The following is a 23,352-nucleotide window of genomic DNA, read 5'->3' as shown; positions in this document are numbered from 1 at the left end:
GCATCGGGGCATCCGACGGCGGGTCAGAGTCGACTGTCGTCGGATGAGAACCTCACCTCTTCCAACGATCGGAGATCCATGACTCTGCAATCCCAAACTGTCCTCAGCGATGCCAAGCGTGAGGACCCGGCCGATCCCACTGCACAGCTTGCTGCGATGGTCGGCCCGACGATGATCCACCTGCCCGGCGACCCCGGCTACAACGAAGCGAGGACGCTGTGGAACACAGCCGTCGATCTGCGGCCCGCCGCAGTCGCCGAACCGGCCACCGCAGCTGAGGTGTCAGCCGTCGTCACGGCCTCCAGTCAGCTCGGGCTCCAGGTCGCACCGGTGAGCACCGGCCACAACGCCGGTCCGCTCGTCCAGCACGACCTCGCTTCGACCGTCCTGGTCAAGCTCGCAGCCATGGACGGCATCGAAATCGACCCGTCGGCAGCCATGGCGAGAGTCCAGGGTGGTGCGCTGTGGGGCGACGTCACCGAGGCGGCCGGTCGTCACGGACTCGCCTGCCTGCACGGATCGTCCCCCGATGTCGGCGTGGGCGGGTACCTGCTGGGCGGAGGTATCTTCCTCTACGCCCGTCGACTCGGCATGGCCACCAGCAGCCTCACAGCCGTCGAGATCGTCCTAGCCGACGGAGAACTCATCCGCGCCGACCACACTCAGCATCAGTCGCTGTTCTGGGCTCTGCGCGGTGGCGGCGGCAACTTCGGCATCGTCACCGCTTTCGAATTCTCGCTCTACCCGCTGGAGACGGTGCACGCGGGAATGATGGTCTGGGACATCGACGACGCCGACCGTGTGGTGTGTGCCTGGGCCGACTGGGCGCCGAATGCGCCGCACGAGATCACGACGTCGATGCGCATCCTCAACCTGCCCGAGGCACCGGGCATACCCGAGTCCGTGGCAGGCCGACCCGTCGTGTGCATGGACGGGGCCGTCCTGGCCGATAAGAAGCGTGCAGGAAGGGTGCTTGCGCCGCTGCGGAATCTGTCCCCGCGGGTCGACACCTTCGCGCAGGTGTCTCCGAGTTCGATTGCCCGGCTCCATATGGATCCGGAAGGGCCGACCCCGGTCACCGGGGACACTGCACTGCTGGGACGACTGACAGACGAGGCCGTCGATGCGTTCCTTTCCGAAGTCGGCCACGGGACGGAGCACTCTCTGCTCTCGGCCGAACTGCGACAGCTCGGCGGAGCTCTGGCCAGGAAACATCCCGACGGTGGGGCGCTCAGCCGGATGGACGGGAGCTTTCTGCTCTTCGCCGCAGCGATCGCCGACACTCCTGAGAACGAAGATCGGGGGAAGCACGATGCTTCCGAACTGGTCCGGGCCATGGCGCCGTGGAGCACCGGACGTCAGTATCTCAACTTCGCTGAGGAGCCGGTCGACGTCGGCGACAGCTACGGCGAACGTGAGTGGCTGACGCTGACCAGGGTCAAGAGCGCCTACGACCCTGAGAACGTGTTCGCGGCTAATCACCCGGTGCCGCTGGCTCACACGTGAGCCTGGCGTCAGCACCCGGACTCGCCCCGGTGCGGTACGGGAACGGCACCGGGAAGTCGATGCGGCGGTAGAACGACTGGGACTCATGCCGGTGGCGGAGAGCGGAGGATGTATCTCCCATCCGCTCTTCCGCCTCGGCGAGGCGCGCGGCAGCCTTTCCGGCGAACAGCCAGCATCCGGACCACTGGGCGAGTTCGAGGCCCGCGCGGGAGTGCACGATCGCTGTCTTCGGTCTGCCCCACATCAGCTGCGCCTTGGCCAGCGAAGCATGGGCACTGGCGGCCAATGGCAAGCGCACGCCCTCGTGGGCGAACCGGAGCGCGGTGCGGTACCAGTCGAAGCATTCGGCGTCACCGTCATCACGCATCGAACACGCGACGTCGAGCAGAATCGGACCCACATCGGCTTCGGCCGCGTCCTGTCGCGCGATGGTCCAGGCCGTGAGTGCTCCGACAACTGCGTCGTGGCACCGACCAGATCGCCGATCGATCTGACTGCGGGTGCGCCACCACATCACCTGCCGTGCCTTGGGCCCGGTCGCTTCGCCGGCGGCCCTCAGCGATTCCTCGGCCCTGTGCAGGCGTGACATGTGGGTGAGGACAAGGGCCCGGATGATGCGCAGCATCGCATCGGTTCCCGTCGTCCGCTGGTCGAGTCTTGACGCTTCTCCGAGGAGCCGCAGTGCGCGACGGAGGTCTCCGGTCAGTGCCATGACTGTCACCATGTCTTGGAGCAGGATCGCACACAGATTCTCGTGCCCCAGTCCGGAGTGGAGGGCTTCCAAGCGTTCCAACAGCGACAGCGCCTCGTTGTGACGCCCCTTCGCCATGAGGACATAGGCGAGTTCGCGGCGCAGGACCGATCCACGCATCGTCGGATCCGCTGCATCCTCATTGCGGGGCGTGAGGTCGCCTGCGGGGTCGATGACGGCGAGGTCGGACCGGATCTCGTCTTCACGATTGCGAGCGAGTGTTCGGTGGGTGTAGAGCAGGTCCGAACTCGGATCGAGTCCCAGTTCGTCGAGTGCACGGTGTGCCTCGGCGAACGCGCCGGGCAGTTCCGCATCGTGACCCGTCTGCTGCAGAGCCGAGATCCTCAGAACCTGAGCGTGCTCGTTCTCCGGGTGCTCATGCGTCAGGCGAGTGAGTAGTCTGAGCGCAGTGTTCCCGTCGCCGAACTCCAGATGGAATTCGGCGCATCTCTCCCGAATCCGGGTGTGCAGACCGCTGAGCTCGGCCTGCCAGTCCGCCGTGTCAGGCAGGTCGACGTCGGGAAACGGCTCGCCGCCCCACTGGGCGGCGGCCGCCTCGAGGCATCGGAGCGTCTCCAGGTCGTGGTCGGGCATATCCTCGGCGAGGGCGGTCCGGGCACTTTGCTCGAAACGCCACGCATCGACAGAGCTCCGATTGAGGTCGAGTCTGTAGCCGTTCGGTGAACTGAGCAGAACACCGTGCCCCAACTGCTTGCGCAGACGGTGGATCTGGACGTGCAGGCGAGTGGTGACACGCTCGGACCACTCATCCGGCCACAGCGCTTCGACGATGCGTGACGCCGGCGTCCAGGCGCGGAGCCGGAGAACCAACAGAGACAGAAGGGCTCGCTGGGTGCGTCCCTGTATCCCGCGAGCCACACCATCATGGAGAATCTCCACGCGTCCCATTACGCGCATATCCATCCGGTCAGCGTAGAGTCTCGCGATACCGTGAGGAATACCTCGACGAACCTCACAGTTTCTGCCTGCGTGTCCCTCGTCCTGATCACTCCGTCGCAGCGGACGCCTCTCAGGTCACGCGAATCTCGAAAAAGACGTCACTGGTGGCGACTCTTTCGAGATTCGCGTGACCCGAGAGGAAACGGGACGGAAGTAAGCCCGACGGACGGCCCCGGTCCCCGGTTGCACGCACGACGTTAGGCGGAGGCCGGTCGACAGCCGGCGCGGCCGCCGAGCGTCCCGTCAGCTCGAAGCGTCCCCGCCGGCGCGGCCGCGAAGCGTTCCCGTCAGCTCGAAACGTCCCCGCCGGCGCGGCCGCGAAGCGTTCCCGTCAGCTCGAAACGTCCCCGCCGGCGCGGCCGCGAAGCGTTCCCGTCAGCTCGAAACGTCCCCGTCAGCTCGAGGCGAACTGGGTGGCGTAGAGCTCAGCGTAGCGGCCGCCGCGACCGACCAGCTCCTCGTGAGTGCCCGACTCGACGATGCGCCCGGCCTCGACGACGAGGATCGTATCGGCCTGCCGGATGGTCGACAGCCTGTGCGCGATGACCAGAGCCGTACGACCGTGCATCGCCTGGGCCAGGGCCTGCTGGATCGCGGCCTCATTCGTCGAATCCAACGCCGAGGTGGCCTCATCGAGCACGACGATCTCTGGGGAGGCCAGCAGCATCCGCGCGATCGTCAGCCGCTGCCGCTCACCTCCGGAGAGCCTGTACCCGCGCTCGCCGACGACCGTGTCCAGTCCGTCGGGAAGTGCGTCGATGACTCCTCGCAGCTGTGCGCGGGAAAGTGCGTCCCACATCTGCTCCTCGGTGGCCTCGGGATTGACGAGCTGAAGATTCGCACGGATCGATTCGTGGAAGACATGACCGTCCTGCGTGACGACGCCGACGGCTTCGCGCAGGTCGGCAAATGACAGATCCCGGACATCGACGCCGCCGATGGTGATCTCACCGTCCGTGACGTCGTAGAGGCGCGGCAGAAGTGAGGCGATCGTCGACTTGCCCGCCCCGGAGGAACCGACGAGGGCGACGGTGTGCCCGGCGGGAATGGTGAAGCTCAAGTCGTGGAGGACCTCATCGCCGCCGCGGGTATCGAGCACGGAGACGTCCTCAAGACTGGCCAGGCTGACCTGAGAAGCGCTGGGATAGGCGAAGTCGACGTGATCGAACTGCACATCAAGCCCACCGGCGGGCAGAGCCTTCGGCTGCGAGGGTTCCTTGAAGTACGGCACGAGATCGAGGATCTCGAATACACGCTGGAAGGACACGACTGCGCTCTGGATGTCCAGGCGTGCATTGGCGAGCATCGTCAGCGGAGTGTAGAGCCTGGTCAGCAGCAGTGCCAGGGTCACGACCTGACCGGCGTTGAGGTTGCCGACGACTGCCTGCGCACCTCCGACGCCGTAGACCAGCGCGAGCGCCAGGGCAGAGACCAAAGTCAGCGAGGATACGAACGTCGACTGCAGCATTGCGACCTTGACCCCGATGTCGCGGACCTGACCGGCGCGGTCGGCGAACTCCTCGTTCTCCTTGCGGGGACTGCCGAAGAGCTTGATCAACGTGGCACCGGCCGCGGAGAACCGCTCCGTCATCCTCGTCGACATGTCGGCTGAGTTGTTCGCGGCCTCGAACTGCAGTGACGCGAGCTTTCCGCTGAGCATGCGAGTCGGGATGATGAACAGCGGCAGCAGGAGGATCGACATCACGGTCACCTGCCAGGAGATCGTGACCATGACGCCGACGGTCAGAACCAGGGAGACGAAGTTCGACACGATCCCCGACAGGGTGTTCGAAAACGCCCGCTGAGCACCGATGACATCCGTGTTCAGCCGTGAGACCAGCGCACCGGTGCGGGTGCGGTTGAAGAACGCGATCGGCATCGACTGGACGTGGTCGTAGACAGCCGTGCGCAGATCGAAGATGAGCCCTTCGCCGATCCGGGACGAGAGGTATCGGTTCGTGATCGAGATGGCGGCATCGGCGATGGCCAATCCGCCGATCGCCACGGCCAGCCACACCACAGTGGAGACGGGCCCGCCGCCGGTGATCGCATTGACGACGTCGCCGGCGAGCACCGGGTTGAGCACGCCGATGACAGCGGTCAGGACGGAGAGGACGAGGAAGATGATGAGCTTGCGCTTGTGCCTGGCCGCGTAGCCGGCGATCCTCTTGTAAATGCCCGGCTGGATGGTCGTCTGCGGAGTCTTCTGGTTTTTGACGGAGGAGTACATGACGCGGTGCGCGGAAGGCATACTCATGGCGGGTCCCTTTCTGCTGCCGAAGCGACCGAGCATGCACGGACATCGTCCGTGCCGGTGCGGGGATCGCCCGCGTCCGGTCGCCGCCGCGGGCGGGTGGCCCGGCGGCGGAGAGTAGAACAGTGCACACAGTGCAACTGATGTCAGGGCGAAACTATTTCCTCACCCGCAGGCGAGCCCCATCACAGCACGCGCCGCACTGCCGCATACTCTCGGCCGGGCCCCACCGATCCCCGGCGACCAGCTTCCGCAGCTGCATCTTCCGGTCACAGCTTGCGCAGCTGCACCTTCCGAATGGTGTGATCGGAGGATTTGTGGAGCACGAGGTCGGCTCGGCCGCGGCTGGGCTGGACGTTCTCGCGCAGGTTCGGGAAGTTGATGGAGTCCCAGATCTCCGTGGCCAGGGTGATGGCCTCCTCATCATCGAGCTGCGAGTAGCGGTGGAAGTAGGAGTCCTCGTCCTGGAACGCACCGTGCTTGAGCTTGAGGAAGCGCGAGATGTACCACTGCCGGATATCGCGGGAGCGCGCATCGACGTAGACGGAGAAGTCGAAGTAGTCGCTGATGGCCAAGCCCACGGTCCCGTCCTGACGGGGACGGGCGGGTTGGAGGACGTTGAGGCCCTCGACGATGAGGACATCGGGGGAGCGCACGACCACCTCGGCGCCGGGGACGATGTCATAGGTGTGGTGCGAATACACGGGCGCGCGGACCTCGGGAGCCCCGGACTTCACGGCGGAGATGAACTTGAGCAGTTTCCGCCGGTCATAGGATTCGGGGAACCCCTTCCGCCCGTTCAGGCGCCGGCGGTCGAGTTCGGCGTTGGGGTAGAGGAACCCGTCGGTGGTGATGAGCTCGACGCGCGGAGTGTCGGGCCAGCGGGCGAGCAGCTCCCGGAGCACACGTGCGGTCGTCGACTTGCCCACGGCCACCGATCCGGCGACGCCGATGACGAAAGGTGTGCGCTTGGCGTCCTGCGGTTCCAATCCGCGTTCGTGCAGGGGAGAGAAGAATTCCCTGGTCAGGTCGTGTTTCGCTCGCCGTGCGGAGACGTAGAGGTTGAGCAGCCGTGACAGGGGCAGGTAGACCTGCGCGACCTCGTCGAGGTTGATACGATCGCCGAGTCCGCGCAGCCGTTCGATATCGCGCTGCTTCAGCGGCAGGGGAGTGGCCTGGGCGAGCGTGCCCCACACGTCCCGGTCGAATTCCCAGAACGGGGACGTCGTGTCCGGCTCGCTGCGCCGGACGGTGTTGAGTCCGGCGAGTCTGCGCGCACGGTCCAGCTGAGGGTCGACATGGCTCATTCCCCCATTGTGTCATGCGTCATGTTCGCGACCCGCGCCAGGGCGGCGATCGCACTCACCCTCGCCGAGGCGGCCGCTTCGACCCGCAACCACCCCAGCCGAGGCGGCCCCGTCCCGCCCCGTCCCAACGCGCCCGCGCGCGTGCAGTTCGTCACGTTGACCCGATCGTGACTCGCCGGAATACACGAGAACGCCCGCGAGTGCGTAAAATCTCCCTCATGTGTGGAATCGTTGGCTATGTATCCAAGGCCCCCGTTGACAATGCCGATCATTCGGCGCTCGATGTGGTGCTCGGCGGCCTGAAGAGGCTCGAGTACCGCGGCTACGACTCGGCAGGAGTCGCGCTCGTGACGCCCGACGGTCAGCTCGCCTCGGCGAAGAAGGCCGGGAAGTTCTCCGCCCTGACCGAGGAGATCCAGGCCAACCCGCTGCCGGCGGCACAGACCGGAATCGGCCACACCCGCTGGGCCACCCACGGCGGACCCACCGACGTCAACGCCCACCCGCACCTGGCCGACGGCGGCAAGCTCGCACTCATCCACAACGGGATCATCGAGAACTTCGCCCACCTGAAGAAGGACCTCGTCGCCGACGGCGTCGAGTTCCTCTCCGAAACCGACACCGAGGTGGCCGCCGCCCAGCTGGCCAAGAACTACCGGTCCACCGGTGACCTCACCGCCGCGATGCGCAAGACCGCCGGCGAACTCGAAGGTGCCTTCACCCTGCTCGCCGTCCACGCCGATGCGCCCGGTCGGGTCGTCGCCGCACGCCGGAACTCGCCGCTGGTCATCGGACTCGGCGAAGGCGAGAACTTCCTCGGCTCCGACGTCGCCGCGTTCATCGACTACACCCGCACGGCCGTGGAGATCGGCCAGGACGAGGTCGTGACGATCACCCCGGAGACGGTCACGATCACGGATACGCAGGGCAACCTCGTCGAGGGTGAGCAGTTCGAGGTCGATTGGGACACCGCCTCGGCGGAGAAGGGCGGCTTCGCGTCGTTCATGGACAAGGAGATCCATGATCAGCCGCAGGCCGTGGCCGATACTCTGCTCGGCCGCCTCGACACCGACGGCCGCCTGACACTGGACGAGATGCACATCGACGAGTCGGTGCTGAAGTCCGTGGACAAGATCGTCGTCATCGCCTGCGGCACCGCCGCCTACGCCGGGCAGGTCGCGAAGTACGCGATCGAGCATTGGTGCCGCATCCCCACCGAGGTGGAACTCGCCCACGAATTCCGCTACCGGGACCCGGTCGTCACGGAGAAGACGCTGGTCGTGGCGATCTCGCAGTCCGGGGAGACCATGGACACGATCATGGCCGTGCGCCACGCACGTCAGCAGGGTGCGAAGGTCATCGCGATCTGCAACACCTTCGGATCGACGATCCCACGCGAATCCGATGCCGCGCTCTACACCCACGCCGGCCCGGAGATCGCCGTGGCGTCGACGAAGGCATTCCTGTCGCAGGTCGTGGCCTGCTACCTGCTCGGCCTCTACCTCGCCCAGCTGCGGGGCAACAAGTTCCGCGATGAGATCGGGTCGATCCTCGCCGAACTGCAGACCATCCCGGAGAAGATCCAGCACATCCTCGATGAGACGAAGTCGCAGGTCCTCGCCCTGGCCGACCGCAATCAGGAAGTCGGTTCGGTGCTGTTCCTCGGCCGTCACGTCGGCTACCCGGTGGCGATGGAAGGTGCGCTCAAGCTCAAGGAGCTCGCGTACATCCACGCCGAGGGCTTCGCCGCCGGTGAGCTCAAGCACGGGCCGATCGCGCTGATCGATGACGGTCAGCTCGTCATCATCGTCGTCCCGTCGAAGCGCGGTCGGGATTCGCTGCATGCGAAGGTCATCTCGAACATCCAGGAGGTGCGCGCACGCGGTGCGAACACCGTCGTCATCGCCGAGGAAGGCGACGAAGAGGTCGATCAGTTCGCCTCCGAGGTCATCTTCGTGCCCGAGACGACGACGCTCATGGCACCGCTGCTGACAACCGTTCCGCTGCAGATCTTCGCGATGGAGCTGGCCACGGCCAAAGGCCTCGACGTCGACCAGCCGCGCAACCTCGCGAAGTCGGTCACGGTCGAATGATCCGCTTCGGTGCCGGATCCGACGATGTCCGGTCCGGCACCTGAGTCGGTCGGAGTTTTCTGAGGAGGTCCGGTTATGGCGATTCTGGGGATCGGCACTGACATCGCCGATGTGCCGCGCTTCGCCGAGCACATCGAACGGGTGCCCGAACTCCTCGACCGTCTGCTCACCCCCGGTGAGCAGCTCAAGCGCAACGGCAAGCGCAGGACGGATGCCTCCTTGGCGGCGCGGTTCTCCGCGAAGGAGGCGCTGAAGAAGGCCATCGGCTTCCCCGGGTGGCTGCCCTGGCAGTCCGCCGAGGTGGTCCCCGCCCTATCCGGTGCGCCGAGTTTCCGCCTGCGCGGGCTCGTGCTCGACCACTTCCGCGCCATCGGCGGGACGAACATCCACCTGTCGATCACCCACGATGCGCACCTGACGATGACCTTCGTCATTGCCGAGGGGGAGGGTCCCTCGCTGAGCCCCGGCATCGAGGGAGCCGCAGAACACTTCACCCACTCGATGTACGGGAAGGGATCGCGCCTCGGTGACAGGCCTGATCACTGAACGCCCGAGCGTCGGACGGCCCTCCGCCGGGTTCGGGAACCCGGCATAGACTCAGGGCATGAGCACTCTTCCTGACACAGCCGAGCCACGTCCCGTCCACCTGCCCACCGCCGATGACGCGAACGACATCGCTGCCGGCCTGGTCACCCTGCGTCGGGCCCTGCACGAGAACGTCGAGGTCGGACTCGACCTGCCGGTGACGCAGAAGCTCGTCCTCGAGGCCATCGAAGGCCTCGACGTCGAGGTCACCGCGGGGGAGCGGCTGTCCTCGATCGTCGTGGTGCTTCGCGGCGGCGCGCGAAAGACCGACTCGTCCGGGGTCGTTCCGGCCGTCCTTCTGCGCGGGGACATGGACGGACTGCCCGTCACCGAGGCGACCGGATTCGACTTCGCGGCCACCTCGGGGAGGATGCACGCCTGCGGCCACGACCTGCACACGGCCGGCCTCGTCGGCGCGCTCAAACTCCTCCACCGCGACCGCGACTCACTGCCCGGCGACGTCGTGTTCATGTTCCAGCCCGGCGAAGAAGGCTATGACGGGGCCGGGAAGATGATCGACGAAGGCGTCCTCGATGCCGCCGGCCCCCGCGTCAGAGCCGCGTTCGGCATCCATGTCTCCGCCGACGCCGACCTCGGTGTCGTCAGCTCTCGACCGGGCCCGTACATGGCGGCGTTCTCGAAGATGACGATCACCGTCAACGGCAAGGGCACGCACGCCTCCCGCCCGGCCACCGGCAAGGACCCCATCCAGGTCGGCGCCATGCTCGTGGGCCAGCTGCAGGAATACGTCACCCGCCGTTTCGACATCTTCGACCCGCTCGTGGTCACCGTCGGCCAGTTCAACGGCGGCACCGCGCCCAACGTCGTCCCCGACTTCGCGACGTTGGTCGTCAGTGTGCGCACCTTCTCCGAATCCGTGACGTCCCGCGCCGAGGTGGAGCTTCCTCAGCTCGTCCGTGACCTCGTCGCCGCCCACGGTCTGTCCGCCGAGGTCGAGTACGAACAGATCCTTCCCCCGACGATCAACGACGACGCCGAGGCGGAGTTCTTCCTCTCCACCTTCACCGACCTCTTCGGTGAGGAGCGGATGGTGCGCAAGGCGAATCCGCTGCCCGGCTCCGAAGACTTCTCCCGCGTCCTCGACGCCGTGCCGGGTGCGTACGGACATTTCGGAGTCGCCCTGCCGAACCTGCCGGTCGACGAACGCGAAGCCAACCATTCCCCGCGCGCACGCCACAGCGACGACGGCCTGGCCGACCAGGCTCTGTTCCTCGCGCACCTCGCCGGGCGCAGGCTCGCGCAGCTGGTCGAGGACTGATCCGGACGGCGCCGGCAGAGAGCACCCGGGCAGACATGTGCTGTTCTGAAAGGCTCTGCCCCGACCGACTCTGGCCTCGAAGAGCGAGAAGGCATACGGTGCAAGGAAGAACCGAACCGTGACGATGTGCAGGAGCAGCCGATGAGTGTGTTCGCCTACCCGAGCGAGATCATCCGGGAAGCCGAGGTGCCTCTGCTCGAGGCCGGTGTCCCGCTCATGGCCCGTGCTGCGCGGGCGCTGGCGAACATCAGCATCGACACCCTCACCGCCCGCTTCGGGCGGGTCACCGGAGCCAGGGTGTGCGTGCTGGCCGGTCCGGGAAACAACGCCGGCGATGCGCTCTTCGCCGCCTCGACACTGGGCAGGCGCGGTGCCGCGGTCACCGTCATCACCCTCTTCGACCGCACTCACGACGAGGGGCTGACCGCCGCGCGCCGTGCCGGAGCACAGGTCCTCGCGTTCACGACGGCCGAGGCTGACGCCACCGACGCCTTTCGGGAACTCTCCCGCGCCGACCTCGTCCTCGACGGCATTCTGGGCACCGGCGGCAGGCGCGGACTGCCCGAGCACATCGCCGACCTCGTCGCCGATTGGGCCCCGCACCGCACCGGGAGCCTCATCGCCGTCGATGTGCCCTCCGACCTCAGCCCGGATAGCGACGGCGCCGAGGCCCGCCTGCATGCCGACCGCACCGTGACCTTCGGCGGCTTGAAAGAAGAGCTCGTCGACCCGCGCGTGCACGAGTTCACCGGCAGCATCGACGTCATCGACATCGGCTTGGGACTCGACACCGAGCAGGCCGTGGCTGAACTCCTCGACGCAGACGACCTCAGCAGGGACTTCCCCCGCCCGCAGGCGGGCGGCCACAAATACTCCCGCGGCGTCGTCGGGGTCCTCGCCGGCTCCGAGGACTATCCGGGTGCGGGCGTGCTCACGACCACCTCGGCGGTGAGCACCGGGGCGGGGATGGTCCGCTATCTCGGCTCTCCGCTCGTCGCCGAGTACGTCATCGGTGTCCACCCCGAGGTGGTCAGCGCCTCCGGCCGGGTCAATGCGTTCGTCTTCGGGCCCGGCGACCCCGAACCCGAATTCGTCCAGAGCGCCACCGACGCCCTCAGCGACTCACACATTCCCGTGATCATCGACGCCGGCGGACTCGAGATGGTCGGGCGTGCCGAGGCGATGGTCGGCACCTGGATGGCCGAGCGGCCGATCATCATCACTCCGCACGCCGGTGAGCTGGCCCGCCTGCTCAGCCGACTGCTCGGCGAGATCATCACGGCCGGTCGCATCGGACAGGACCCGGCCGGGTGGGCCCGGCAGGCCGCGGATCTGACCGGGACGATCGTGCTCCTCAAGGGCCACCACACCGTCATCGCCGCTCCCGACGGTCTGGTCGTCCTGCCCGAGCCGGGTCCGGCGAGCCTCGCCACTGCCGGGTCCGGCGACGTGCTGGCCGGGATCCTCGGCACGCTGGCCGCGATCGCATCGGCGCGGCACCGTTACGACGGCGATGACCAGCCCGTTCCGAGCCGCGAATGGGCTCGGCTGGCCGGTCTCGGCGTGCTCGTACACAACGCTGCCGGAGGGCGGGCCGTCACCGCCTCCGGGTTCGCCGATGCCCTCACCGAGGTGGTCGAGGAACTCATCCACGGAGCGAGCTGAGCCGCAGCCCACCGGCGCCGAGGCGGCTGCCTGCCGATGCGGACGCGGAGCCGGAGGACGCCTACCGCGGCGCCATCGGACTCAGTGGATGAGGATCTGCGTCGGCGTCGATCCCTCCCACTTCATCGCTTTGACGAGGCTGGATTCGTACATCGACACGCAGCCGGCCGTCTTCATCGACTCCGTGTTCGCGTGCAGGAAGATCGCCGAACCCTTACCTGGAGTGCGCGCCTCGTTGTAGCCGATGACCTGGGCATACTTATACGGTTTCGGTTGGTAGAGCGATTCGCCTTCGTATCCCTCCGACTTCAGCTGCATCGTGTTGTAGCCCTCGGCTTTCGTCGCGTCACCGTCGACCCAGACATGGTCGCGGGTGACCTTCGTCCAGTCCTTCTTCAGGCCCGGATCGGCCGAGGTGCCGAATCCGTCGCGCATCCAGAACACGCCCTTCGGGGTCTTCCCGTCGCCTTCGCGCTTGCTCGACGTCGTGCCGTTGTATCCGAGCCGGGCCTTATATGGGCCGCTGTCGCGGACGTACCGGTCGCCGGACTTCTTGCACAGGTAGATATCGGCGGTGATCGTCGACCGCTGCTTGACCTCGATGGCCTTCGCCGCCGTGACTGACGTGTGCGCCTCGACGCCGGTGCAGTACTTCGCGGCCGCCTCGGCGGGGCCAGTCTGTCCGGTCACTGTGAGGACCGCCGCGAACAGGCCGGCCGCGATCACCATCGCGGTGGTGCGGGCTGATGTGGTGTGCATGATGTCTCCTTCTTCATCGGATGGTTCTGCGGACTCTTCTTCGCCGAACGCATCGTCGGCTGCACCTGCGGCGCCGGCAGAAGAAGCGCCGACGGCCGCGGAGGAACAGCGTAACGAAGGTGCTGGTCTGGGACTGAGCATTCTCACGATGAAGATCCGGCCGGGGCGCCGCCTCTGTGGGATCGGCCCCTTCCGGCTCCGGCGGAAGGGACCGATACTGCTTGCGGGCATGGGTCGGCGGTAGTCTTATCCAGTGACATCTTTCGACATCCCCGAGGCTCTCGTACGGGCCGAGATCGATGAGGCGGCCCTGCGGGACAATGCCGCAGTCCTTGCCGATCGCCTCGCACCCGCCCGCCTCAAATGCGTCGTCAAGGCCAATGCCTACGGCCACGGCGTCGACCTCGTCGCTCCCGCCCTCTTCGCGGCCGGATGGCGCGAGTTCTGTGTGGCCACGATCCCCGAAGCGCTGCACCTGCGCAGCCTGCTCGGCCCCGAAACCGAGATCATCGCGTGGCTCTACGGACCGACGACCGACCTCGACGAGGCGGTGCGCGCTGACATCCAACTGGGCATTTCGACGGTCGAATCCCTCGACCGACTGTTCGAAGCGGCTCGCCGCACCGGCATCACAGCCCGAGCCCATCTGAAGGTCGACACCGGGCTCGGCCGCAACGGACTGTCCCCGGAAGCGCTCGTCCGCGCCTACGACTGGCTGCGCCGCCACGCCGAAGACAGCCGCAGCGCTGACACCGACGACGCCGACCTCACCGACGACCCCGGTGCCACTGCCGATATCCGCATCGTCGGGATCATGAGCCACTATGCGGTCGCCGATGAACCCGAACGCCCCGAGACCGCAGCGCAGAGCGCGGTCTTCTCCTCCGCCCGCGGACAGCTTCGGGCAGTGCTCGACGCCGCTGACGGCCGCCTCGGCGAATCGGATGATCTGGACGTCCACATCGCGAACTCGCCGGGCGCGCTCACCCTGGGACCGTGCCCGGGCACTTCGGCGAGGGTGGGGCTCGCCCTCTACGGGCTGTCCCCGCTCGAGGACGGGGACCCGACGGTCCTCGGGCTGCGACCGGTCATGCGGCTGGTCTCCACCGTCATCAACCTCAAGGATATTCCCGCAGGTCACGGTGCCTCATATGGACTGACGTTCACCGCTGCGACCGACACCCGGTTCGCGCTCGTGCCCGGGGGATACGGGGACGGACTGCCGCGGGCGGCTTCGAACCGCGCCGAGGTGGCCATCCGCGGTCGTCGCTACCCCGTCGTCGGGCGGATCGCCATGGATCAGATGATCATCGACATCGGTGCGGGCAACGACGAGGTGGCCATCGGCGACGAGGTCGTCATCTTCGGGCCCGGTGGGCCGAGCGCGGCCGAGTGGGGGACCTGGGCGAACACGATCAACTACGAGATCGTCACCCAGCTCAGCGCCCGCGTCGACCGCACAGTACGGAAAGGAGACGGGCGTTGAGGTTCCATCTCGAATCGCTCGAGCAGATGCGCACGTTCGCTGCCGCGTTGGCCGATCATCTGCGAGCCGGTGACCTGCTCATCCTCACGGGCAACCTCGGTGCGGGGAAGACGACGTTCACCCAGTCGCTGGGGAAGGCCCTCGACGTGGCCGGCAGGATCACCTCGCCGACGTTCATCATCGCACGCGTTCACCCGTCGCGCAGCGGCGGTCCCGCACTCGTCCACGTCGACGCGTATCGGTTGGCCGACGGTGAGGAGCTCGAAGACCTCGACCTCGACTCCGAGCTCGACGAGTCGATCACCGTCGTCGAATGGGGCGCCGGCATGGCCGAGCAGCTCAGCAGCGACCATCTCGACATCACCATCGCCCCGGTGTGGGACGAGGACACCGACGACGAGGAACTGATCGGGGCCGACGACGAAGACGAGTCTGAGGACGAACGGCGCACCGTCGACCTCACCGGTCACGGGGATGCCTGGGCCGCGCGCATGCCGCGAGTTCAAGCTGATATCTCGGCACTGGCGAACGTGAGAGTCGAAAACCCGGCCTTCGCGGACCTTCCCGCTGAGGGTTCGGCGAATGAGGGAGACGAATCATGATCATTCTGGGCATCGACACCTCACAGTCGGCCTCCGTGGCGCTCGTCGACACGGACACCGGTTCGGTCATCGCCGCTGAGCAGGCCGATGACCAGCGTAAACACGTCGAATTCATCGGTCCCGCGCTCGCGGACGTGCTCGCCGCGGAAGTCCAGCCCGAACTCGTCGTCGTCGGCATCGGGCCCGGTCCCTTCACAGGACTGCGAGTGGGCATCGCCGCCGGCATCGCCGTCGGCCAGGCCCGCGGAATCCCGGTCAAGGGCCTGCTGTCCCAGACCGCGATCGCCGAAGAATTCGTGTGCACCTCGGCGGGAGACCCGCCGGCAACCGACACGGTGAACGCGTCGGCAGCCGTCTCGACCGCCGCGGACGAAACCGGCCGCCCCGTACTCATCGCCTCGGACGCCCGCCGCAAGGAGGTCTATTTCAGCGTCTATGACTCAGCCGATGCTTCACTGAGTGCTGGGCCCTTCGTGGCGAAGCCGACCGAGGTCGCCTCAGTCCTCGCCGACAACGGCTTTCGGCTCGACCCGTCCGGAACTGAGCAGGGACGGAATGAGGCCGCATCAGCCGATCCGTCGACTTCGGCAACGGCTCCGATCAGCGAGAAGCTCGGCCGAGGATTCGTCCTTTATCCCGACACACTCGGAGCCCCGAGCGCCGAGTCCATCACCGACCCCCGTGCCGAATACCTCGCCCTCGCAGCGGCACGTGAACTCGCCGCCGGTCGAGAACTGAACGAACCGATTCCCGAATACCTGCGCGAACCCGACGCGAAGGCGACACCGGTGCGCGAGAGCTCGCTGAGATGACCTCCACGACCATCGTCGAGCTTCCCTGGTGGCACCTCGCCGAAGTAGCCGAACACGATACGGCGATCTTCGGACCCACCGCGTGGACGCTCGGCTACTACTGGTCGGTCAAGGCACAGAACGGCACGATGATGCTCGCCGCCAGGTCCGCCTCGGCGGATGATGCGGACGCGGACTGCGCAGCTGCAGACAGGGACGCAACCGCCTCGGCGGGGGAGCTGGCCGGGTGGATCGTCATGTCCAGTGCCGGGGCGGAAGCCGATGTCATGACGATCGCGACCACCGAGGCGGCACGCGGTCAGGGCATCGGCCGGGTCCTCCTGCAGGCCGGAATCGATTGGGCGAAGGAACGCGGTTCCGAGGTCGTCCACCTCGAAGTCGACGAACGCAATGCCGCGGCGCTGGCAATGTACGCATCCTTCGGATTCTCAGAATGGGGACGGCGCCCGGACTACTATCCGGGCGCCGCGGGAATTCTCATGCGTCTGCGGATCGGCGACTAGGCGACCGGAACCGCTCGACGCTCGGTGGCGTCGGTGAGATCGACGAGGAGGTCGCCGTTGAGACGGAAGGCCTCCATGGTCTCGGCAATGACGACCTGCTCGTCGCCGCCGGTCGACGCCACCAGATCGAGGAGTCTGCGGTAGGCGTCCTTGTACGGCTTCGTCTTGCCGAGCGCCGAGAAGTCCCACATCGTCAGTGAGGTCGCGGGCAGGCAGTAGTGCCGACCCATGAGGGTGCCGATCGCCTGGCCGCCGGAGAGATCCCCGAGGTAGCGCGTGTAATGGTGGGCGATGACCTGTTCGGCCCGTTCGAGCCCGGCAAGGTGCGCGGCATAGGCGGCAGCGCCGGACATCACGGGCAGCTCCGCGCCGTCGAGAGCGGCGAGGTCGGCCTCGATGCGCTCGGAGCGGAAGAGGTTCACATCGTGGAAGGGCGCGAAGACCGGATCGTCGGCGAACTCCCGCGACTTGGACTCGAGGACGGCATAGATGACCTCGTACTGCTTGAGCAGGAGAGCGTAGGCTCGCGAGTCGAGCCGTCCTTCCATGAGATCGACCATGAAGGTGGTGTGTTCGACCTCGTCGTGGATGGTGGCGGTGCTGGCCTTGAGGCGAGCGGAGAACGGTTCAGACATGATGTTTCCTCATTGAGAGATCGTCGATCCGAATGACGGTTCGCGATAGTGGAACTGTGGGGTGAGCCCGCCCCGGTTCGGAACTCTCGTGCCGAACCGGGACGGGCTCGCTGGCTCACTACATAACTTGTCTGAGACCAGTTTAGCGTTTGCGCATCCGCGAGAACATAACAGAACCTGCGCCGAGGATGATCAGACCGAGCGCGATCGGCAGAGTCATCAGATCGGCACCGGTACGCGGGAGATCCGATCCCTCGGAGCTGCCCGAGGCGGATTCTCCTGTGGACGAAGCTTCGGGTCCGGCAGAGGACGAGCCTTCTGCACCGGCGCCGTCGGCCGCACCTTCGGACGCGCTCGAACCACTGGCGGAACCGGCCTCGGCTCCGTCAGTCGCACCGTCGTCACCGGCTCCAGCCCCGTCGGCCGACCCGCCGTCCGAGTCGCCTTCGCTGTCGGCATCGTCATCGGCGGCTTCGTCCTCGGTCACCGTGACGGTGAACTCGGCGGGGTCGGAGGGCACACCGTCGACCGTGGCGATGGCCGAGTAGGCGTAGGTGCCCTTGGCGCTCGGTGCCTTGGCAGAGAAGTTGCCTTCTCCGTCGGCGGTCACCGTGACGTTGTCCTCGGCGGGAACTGTCGCGGCGAAGGCCTTGATCTGGCTTTCGGCGCTCTTCTCAGCCACGGGTGTCCATGCGAGGTTCACCTCGGCCTTCGGAGTGGTCTTGCCCTTGACGAGCCGGTCCTCGCCGACGGTCTGGTCTTCGACGACAGGCTTGGCAGGCTTGTCCTCGTCACCGTCGGAACCGCCGTCGGAGTCATCGCCGTCGGCAGAGCCACCGGCGTCCGAGTCGGAACCGTCGGCTGAGCCGTCGGCTGCGGCGCCGGCCTTCGAGCCGTCATCGTCGCCTTCGGCGGCATCGGCTGCACCCTCGTCGGAGCCTTCTGCGCCGTCATCGTCGCCTTCGGCCGCATCGGCTGCGCCGTTGTCGTCGCCCTCGGCAGCGTCAGCGGCCCCCTTGTCATCGGACTCGGCGCCATCGGTGTCACCTTCAGCGGCATCGGCATCGCCCGTGTCGTCGGACTTGCCTTCGGCCGCATCGGCAGCGCCATCTTCGGCACCTTCGGCACCGTCGGCCTCACCCTCGGCAGCGCCTTCGTCGGTACCTTCTGCACCGTCGTTGTCGCCTTCGGCAGCATCGGCCGCTCCGTCGTCACCGGCTTCGGCGCCATCGGCGGCTCCGTCGTCACCGGCTTCAGCACCGTCGGCCGCTCCGTCGTCCTCATCATCCTCACCTGGGAACAGAGCGTTCTGCTGTTCGTCGGTCAGGTCGAGAGGTTCGCGGTAGAGTTCGGCATCACCGGTGGGCAGGCCGTGGGCGACCCAGGTGAGCACGTCGTAGTCCTTGGACTCATCGAGGTCGGCGGTCTTCGCGGTGACGTCGACGTCGATCTTGCCGTCCTTGATCTGCGGAGGCATCACGTACTGCACTGCGGTCGTGTTGCCGGCCGTGACGTCCTTGCTCGCCAGGTCGCGATCGACGATCGCCGCATAGGCACCGGCCGAAGGCTTGCCGGTGCTGGCATCGGGGAGGTTGTCGTAGCCGTCTCCCGTGACGTTGACGGTGAGACCCTCCTCGGCGCTGGCCGACTTCACCGAGTGTGAGGTCGAGACGTCAGGAGCAGGGGCCTGCGCGGTGTATTCGACGGTGAGCGGGTTGGCTTTCTTGCGCGGCTGGATCGAGGTGCTCGCCCCGGCCGTGGTGTACCAGTACGAGTCCTGACCGGTCTCGACGTTGAAGTCGATCCAGTCCTGCGGCATCGCACCCCACCAGGACTCGTTCTCCGCGGTCTTCTCGGACTGCAGGTTGCGGCCGTCGGTATCGGTCTCCACGCCGAGGTAGTCGGGGGTGAACTCGAAGCCTGAGTCGGTGACGTCGACCTCACCCTGCTGGATTTCGACGATATCGCCGTCACGCGCATCGAGCTTCTTCCAGATCGACGTGTCGTCCATGTCGGTGCCGAACCCGGAGTAGGTGCCGGTGATCGTTCCCTTGCCGTCCTTGACCTCGAGCTTCGGGTCCGAGATCGTCCAGTAGGTCATGCCGCCGTAGTACGCGAAGGACCAGGAACCCTCCCACTGGATCGAGGCGTTGTCCGCGGCGGGGTCAACCGTTCCGGTGCCGTTCTTGATCTCGACGTGGTCACCGGTGTGGTTGTTCGCGGCCTCGGCATTGATCTTGCCGTTGACCTTGTTGCCCTCACCATCGGTGCAGCGGTTCTCGAAGTTCGACAGTTCGCCATTCGTCTTGACGATCGAGGTGTTCCCGTCGACGAACTTCCCCGAGTCATCGACCGAATAGACCGACTTGGCATCACCGGCTGTCCAGATGCGCGCCATCCCCGCGTCCCCGGCCTCACCGGCGATGAGGAAATTGCACCCACCGAAGTAGGCGCCGCCGGTGGATTCGTTATTGACCGACCAGCTGAATACCGCGTCGTCGACGGTTTTGTCGACCGCTCCGAACGCAGGGGCGCTCATGCCCATCCCCAGCAGACCGGTGGCGGCCGCAATCGCCGCCCCGGCCGCCAGCGGCGAAGTCAAGCGTCGTGCCTTCACGGCACGTGCGCGCGCACTCTTGTGCGTCATAGATTCTCCTCATTTTCAACGTCGTACACGGCGAAGACCGCGTGCTGCCAGGCATCAGAAAAGATCCTGGATTCATCATCAGCAGAAGTTGTGGATTCGCTGAACGATAAATAGACTACACAGACATATCGTAAAAAGCCAAGGTTAGCCTTACTTATGAATGTGTAGCCTTGCCTCAACTAAATGACTTTCAGAGATTTCGAGTAACTCATGCAGAAGTGGTCTTTGCGCCGGACTGTGCGCCGTCGATCGTTCCGCCGCACCGCCTGGCTCGCCGGTGGTCTGGTGGCCGCGGTCCTGTTGTGGAACAACGGAATCCACAACATCGGGTCGATCAACGCCCAAGGTGAGGGCGGCTGTCAGCAGCCTCCCGCCCGGTCGACGCCGGATGTGCCCGATGTTCCCGACGTCGACCGGGAGGCCCTGCCGGACCCGACATCGATCAAGGGACAGACGACCGCGTACACCCAGGCAGGGGAGATACCGCCCGTCTCAGACACCGCCGTACACGAAGCGAACCTGCCGGTGACGGTGAAGAGCAACGACGGCCCCGACCAGACTGTGAAGAAGACCGACCGGATCCTCGCGATGAACCAGAACGGCGGGATCGCCGCCGCCGTGGTCGGCCTCGGCCTCGGCTGCAACCTCGTCGGCCGTGACATCGCCACGGACTTCACTCAGCTCGTGCCCGGGGCCGAGCAGCTGCCGCTGATCACCCAAGGCGGACACGAGATCAACGCCGAGGCGGTGCTCGCGCTCTCGCCCGACGTCGTCCTCACCGACACGACCATCGGGCCCTATGACGCGCAGCTGCAACTGCGCAATGCCGGCATTCCCGTCATCTTCATCTCCTCGTCCTACTCCGAGGGCGTGCGCTCGGCGGGGCCGCAGATCCGAGAGGTCGCCGAAGCGCTCGGGGTGCCCGAACTCGGCGACAGACTCTCCGAACGCAACGTCCGCGAGATCAACGACACACAGAAGGCCGTTGCGAAACTCGCTCCCGAGGATCCGGCCGACCGCCCGCGGACCGTCTTCCTCTATCTGCGCGGCAACATCTACTACTGGTTCGGAGTCGGCTCCGGTGCTGACTCGCTCATCCAATCCGTCTCCGCCCGCGATGTCGCCGCCGAGGTCGGGTTCGAAGGCATGTCGCCGACGAACTCCGAAGCCCTCATCAAGGCCGCCCCCGACGTCATCATCGTCATGACCCTGGGACTGGCCTCGGTGGGAGGCATCGACAAAGCCCTCGAACTGCCCGGCATCAGACAGACGCCGGCGGGCAAGAACCGTCGACTCGTCGACATGAGCGACTACGAAGTGATGAGTTTCGGCCCGCGGTCGGCACAGGTGCTCGCGGCACTCGGCACCGCGATCTACGCCCCAGAGCTCGCCTACCACCCGGATCATCCGCCGACATCCATCGAGAAGCGTCTGAAAGAGATCAATGAGGAATTGGAAGAGGATGAGGCATGAGTGAGTCCACCGAGATTCGGGACCGCTCGCTGCGCCGGTCCCGTCGTCGTCTCGACCCGACCGCGGCCGGCAGCGATCTCGCCGCCTCAGAACCGACGAGCCGCCTCGACGCCGTCGGTAGGAGGCGGGACCTCGACCTCGGGAGCATCCGCGGGCAGCGCACCGCCCGGGCGGGGACCCTGTTCCTCGTCCTCATCATCGCTCTCCTCGCCGCCTGCCTGCTCTCTGCCGCGATCGGTCAGCTCTTCATTCCGCCGCTCGAGGTCGTCGGCTCCCTGCTGAATAAGGTCGGACTCGACTGGCTGCCGGGACCGAGCCACGACTTCGGCGAGGAGGCCCTGTGGCAGGTGCGCTTCCCACGCGTGGTCATGACCGTCCTCGTCGGTGCAGCGCTCGCCGTGGCCGGTGCCATGATGCAGGGCGTCTTCGGCAACCCGCTGGCCGAGCCCGGCGTCGTCGGCGTCTCCTCCGGTGCCGCGGTCGGCGCCAGCGCCTCGATCCTCTTCGGCTGGTCCTTCCTCGGCGCGTTCACCACCCCGACCTTCGCCTTCGTCAGCGGACTGATCACAACCTTCATCGTCTACACGGTCTCCCGTTCGGGAGGGCGCACAGAGGTGATCACGCTCGTGCTCACGGGTGTGGCGGTCAATGCCGTCGCCGGGGCCGCGATCGCCTACATCACCTTCGCCGCCCCCACCTCGGCGAGGGAGCAGATCGTGTTCTGGCAGATGGGCAGCTTCAACGGCAGCCTGTGGTCTCAGGTCGGGCTGATCCTCCCGCTCATCGTCTTCGGGATCATCATCGCCCAGACCCTGGCACCGGGGCTCGACATCCTGTCGTTGGGGGAGAAGAGCGCCCGCCACGTCGGCATCAACGTCGAGCGGCTGCGCATCATCGTCATGGCCGTCGTCGCCCTGCTGGTCTCCGCGGCCGTCGCCTTCTGCGGGATCATCGCCTTCGTCGGTCTCGTCGTCCCGCACATCATCCGCATGATCATCGGTCCCGGGCACCGGCTGCTGCTGCCGGCCAGCGTGCTCGGCGGTGCCGTGCTGCTCTCGGTCGCCGACCTCGCCGCCCGCACCCTCGTCGAGTTCGCCGATCTGCCGATCGGCATGCTCACCTCGCTGGTCGGCGGACCGTTCTTCTTCTACCTCATCAGACGCAGCCGCAAGGAATCCGGAGGTTGGGCATGAGCATCATCACCGTGGGCAGGTCAGCGGTCCGCCGCCCGGATTTCCCCGTCGCCGGCAAGCCGATTATCTCCGTGCGCGGAGCCGAGGTCAGCTTCGGCGAACGCACGATCCTGGCGGGCATCGACCTCGACATCCGATGCGGGGAGGTGCTCGCGATCGTCGGCCCCAACGGCGCCGGCAAATCGACCCTGGTCAACGTCATCACCGCCGACGTCGAACTCGACGCCGGCAAGGTCTTCATCGACGACGAGGTGGAGTACTCCTGGTCGACCCGCGAACTGGCGATGCGCCGGGCGGTCCTCCTCCAGGACATCGGGATGGCGTTCCCCTTCACCGTCCTCGAGGTCGTCGAGATGGGCCGCTCCCCGTGGGCTGGCATGCGCGAATCCCAGCACGACGACCTCATCGTCGCCGGCTCGATGTCGAGGACGGAGACCGTGCAGTTCGCGGCCCGGAAGTTCACCTCCCTGTCCGGAGGTGAGAAGGCTCGCGTGGCCCTGGCCCGGGTGCTCGCGCAGGCGACCCCGGCGCTGCTGCTCGACGAACCGACCGCGCCGATGGACATCCGGCATCAGGAGCTCGTCCTCCAGCAGGCCCGCGACTACGCCTCCACAGGGGGAGCCGTGGTCATCATCGTCCACAACCTCGACCTCGCCGGTGCCTATGCGGACCGGATCGCGATGATCTCCGACGGAACGATCATCGCCGACGGCTCACCCACCGAGGTGCTCACCGCCGACCGCATCAGCGACGTCTACGACTACCCCGTATCGATCGTGGCCGACCCGAACACCGGAGCACCGCTGGTCGTTCCCGTGCGCGCCGGCCGAAAGGAAGACTGA

General features: G+C 66.5%; 18 protein-coding genes. 12 read left to right on the top strand and 6 right to left on the bottom strand.

Going from position 1 to position 23,352, the window contains the following annotated elements; all coding sequences use genetic code 11:
* Nucleotides 1-78 precede the first annotated feature (78 nt).
* The gene (locus tag FHG09_RS09015; protein WP_152347333.1) at nt 79-1,506 is read left to right on the top strand and encodes an FAD-binding oxidoreductase; all 1,428 of its coding nucleotides are present in this window, start codon (nt 79-81) and stop codon (nt 1,504-1,506) included.
* On the opposite strand, the gene FHG09_RS09010 is transcribed toward FHG09_RS09015, so the two are convergent.
* The 3 genes from FHG09_RS09010 to coaA form a co-directional block, all read right to left on the bottom strand.
* The gene (locus tag FHG09_RS09010) at nt 1,475-3,181 is read right to left on the bottom strand and encodes a BTAD domain-containing putative transcriptional regulator (protein WP_152347332.1); all 1,707 of its coding nucleotides are present in this window, start codon (nt 3,179-3,181) and stop codon (nt 1,475-1,477) included. The two genes, FHG09_RS09015 and FHG09_RS09010, sit on opposite strands and share 32 nt — an antisense overlap.
* Nucleotides 3,182-3,611: 430 nt before the next feature.
* Nucleotides 3,612-5,474, bottom strand: a complete 1,863-nt coding sequence (locus FHG09_RS09005; RefSeq protein ID WP_152347331.1) for an ABC transporter ATP-binding protein — start codon at nt 5,472-5,474, stop codon at nt 3,612-3,614.
* 266 nt (nt 5,475-5,740) lie between these two features.
* Complete coding sequence (gene coaA, locus FHG09_RS09000) at nt 5,741-6,778, bottom strand: type I pantothenate kinase (RefSeq protein WP_152347330.1); 1,038 nt, start codon at nt 6,776-6,778, stop codon at nt 5,741-5,743.
* 218 nt (nt 6,779-6,996) lie between these two features.
* Between coaA and glmS the strand changes: the two genes are divergently transcribed.
* From glmS to FHG09_RS08980, 4 genes are all read left to right on the top strand, one after another.
* The gene (gene glmS, locus FHG09_RS08995) at nt 6,997-8,871 is read left to right on the top strand and encodes a glutamine--fructose-6-phosphate transaminase (isomerizing) (RefSeq protein ID WP_152347329.1); all 1,875 of its coding nucleotides are present in this window, start codon (nt 6,997-6,999) and stop codon (nt 8,869-8,871) included.
* Between the two features lie 75 nt (nt 8,872-8,946).
* A complete protein-coding gene (locus FHG09_RS08990; RefSeq protein WP_152347328.1) occupies nt 8,947-9,417 on the top strand; it encodes a holo-ACP synthase in 471 nt (156 codons plus the stop codon).
* A gap of 58 nt (nt 9,418-9,475) precedes the next feature.
* Nucleotides 9,476-10,735 (top strand): M20 metallopeptidase family protein, encoded by a 1,260-nt coding sequence (locus FHG09_RS08985; RefSeq protein WP_152347327.1) that lies wholly within the window; start codon nt 9,476-9,478, stop codon nt 10,733-10,735.
* A gap of 141 nt (nt 10,736-10,876) precedes the next feature.
* Complete coding sequence (locus tag FHG09_RS08980; RefSeq protein ID WP_152347326.1) at nt 10,877-12,400, top strand: bifunctional ADP-dependent NAD(P)H-hydrate dehydratase/NAD(P)H-hydrate epimerase; 1,524 nt, start codon at nt 10,877-10,879, stop codon at nt 12,398-12,400.
* 81 nt (nt 12,401-12,481) lie between these two features.
* Here FHG09_RS08980 and FHG09_RS08975 read toward each other — a convergent pair whose 3' ends face one another.
* A complete protein-coding gene (locus FHG09_RS08975) occupies nt 12,482-13,159 on the bottom strand; it encodes a hypothetical protein (RefSeq protein ID WP_152347325.1) in 678 nt (225 codons plus the stop codon).
* A gap of 253 nt (nt 13,160-13,412) precedes the next feature.
* Between FHG09_RS08975 and FHG09_RS08970 the strand changes: the two genes are divergently transcribed.
* From FHG09_RS08970 to FHG09_RS08955, 4 genes are read left to right on the top strand one after another with little or no spacing between them, the layout of a single operon-like run.
* Nucleotides 13,413-14,645, top strand: coding sequence for an alanine racemase (locus FHG09_RS08970; RefSeq protein ID WP_152347324.1), 1,233 nt, complete (start codon nt 13,413-13,415; stop codon nt 14,643-14,645).
* The gene (tsaE, locus tag FHG09_RS08965) at nt 14,642-15,247 is read left to right on the top strand and encodes a tRNA (adenosine(37)-N6)-threonylcarbamoyltransferase complex ATPase subunit type 1 TsaE (RefSeq protein ID WP_264674066.1); all 606 of its coding nucleotides are present in this window, start codon (nt 14,642-14,644) and stop codon (nt 15,245-15,247) included. The genes FHG09_RS08970 and tsaE overlap by 4 nt, the downstream gene beginning before the upstream one ends.
* Complete coding sequence (tsaB, locus tag FHG09_RS08960; RefSeq protein ID WP_152347323.1) at nt 15,244-16,059, top strand: tRNA (adenosine(37)-N6)-threonylcarbamoyltransferase complex dimerization subunit type 1 TsaB; 816 nt, start codon at nt 15,244-15,246, stop codon at nt 16,057-16,059. Before tsaE ends, tsaB begins: the two co-directional genes overlap by 4 nt.
* Nucleotides 16,056-16,562, top strand: a complete 507-nt coding sequence (locus FHG09_RS08955) for a GNAT family N-acetyltransferase (RefSeq protein ID WP_152347322.1) — start codon at nt 16,056-16,058, stop codon at nt 16,560-16,562. The genes tsaB and FHG09_RS08955 overlap by 4 nt, the downstream gene beginning before the upstream one ends.
* On the opposite strand, the gene FHG09_RS08950 is transcribed toward FHG09_RS08955, so the two are convergent.
* Nucleotides 16,559-17,197, bottom strand: coding sequence for a heme oxygenase (biliverdin-producing) (locus tag FHG09_RS08950; RefSeq protein ID WP_152347321.1), 639 nt, complete (start codon nt 17,195-17,197; stop codon nt 16,559-16,561). The genes FHG09_RS08955 and FHG09_RS08950 overlap by 4 nt on opposite strands.
* A gap of 142 nt (nt 17,198-17,339) precedes the next feature.
* Nucleotides 17,340-19,844, bottom strand: coding sequence for an LPXTG cell wall anchor domain-containing protein (locus tag FHG09_RS08945; RefSeq protein WP_152347320.1), 2,505 nt, complete (start codon nt 19,842-19,844; stop codon nt 17,340-17,342).
* A gap of 225 nt (nt 19,845-20,069) precedes the next feature.
* On the opposite strand from FHG09_RS08945, the gene FHG09_RS08940 reads away from it, so the two are divergent.
* The 3 genes from FHG09_RS08940 to FHG09_RS08930 are packed head-to-tail and all read left to right on the top strand — an operon-like array spanning nt 20,070 to nt 23,352.
* Nucleotides 20,070-21,317 (top strand): heme/hemin ABC transporter substrate-binding protein, encoded by a 1,248-nt coding sequence (locus tag FHG09_RS08940; protein WP_227492655.1) that lies wholly within the window; start codon nt 20,070-20,072, stop codon nt 21,315-21,317.
* A complete protein-coding gene (locus FHG09_RS08935) occupies nt 21,314-22,510 on the top strand; it encodes a FecCD family ABC transporter permease (RefSeq protein ID WP_152347318.1) in 1,197 nt (398 codons plus the stop codon). The genes FHG09_RS08940 and FHG09_RS08935 overlap by 4 nt, the downstream gene beginning before the upstream one ends.
* Nucleotides 22,507-23,352 (top strand): heme ABC transporter ATP-binding protein, encoded by an 846-nt coding sequence (locus tag FHG09_RS08930; RefSeq protein WP_152347317.1) that lies wholly within the window; start codon nt 22,507-22,509, stop codon nt 23,350-23,352. The genes FHG09_RS08935 and FHG09_RS08930 overlap by 4 nt, the downstream gene beginning before the upstream one ends.

This window comes from Brevibacterium sp. CFH 10365 (assembly GCF_009299785.1).
In the GTDB taxonomy this organism is placed as follows: Bacteria; Actinomycetota; Actinomycetes; order Actinomycetales; family Brevibacteriaceae; genus Brevibacterium; species Brevibacterium limosum.
This window is presented reverse-complemented; position numbering and strand designations above follow the sequence as displayed.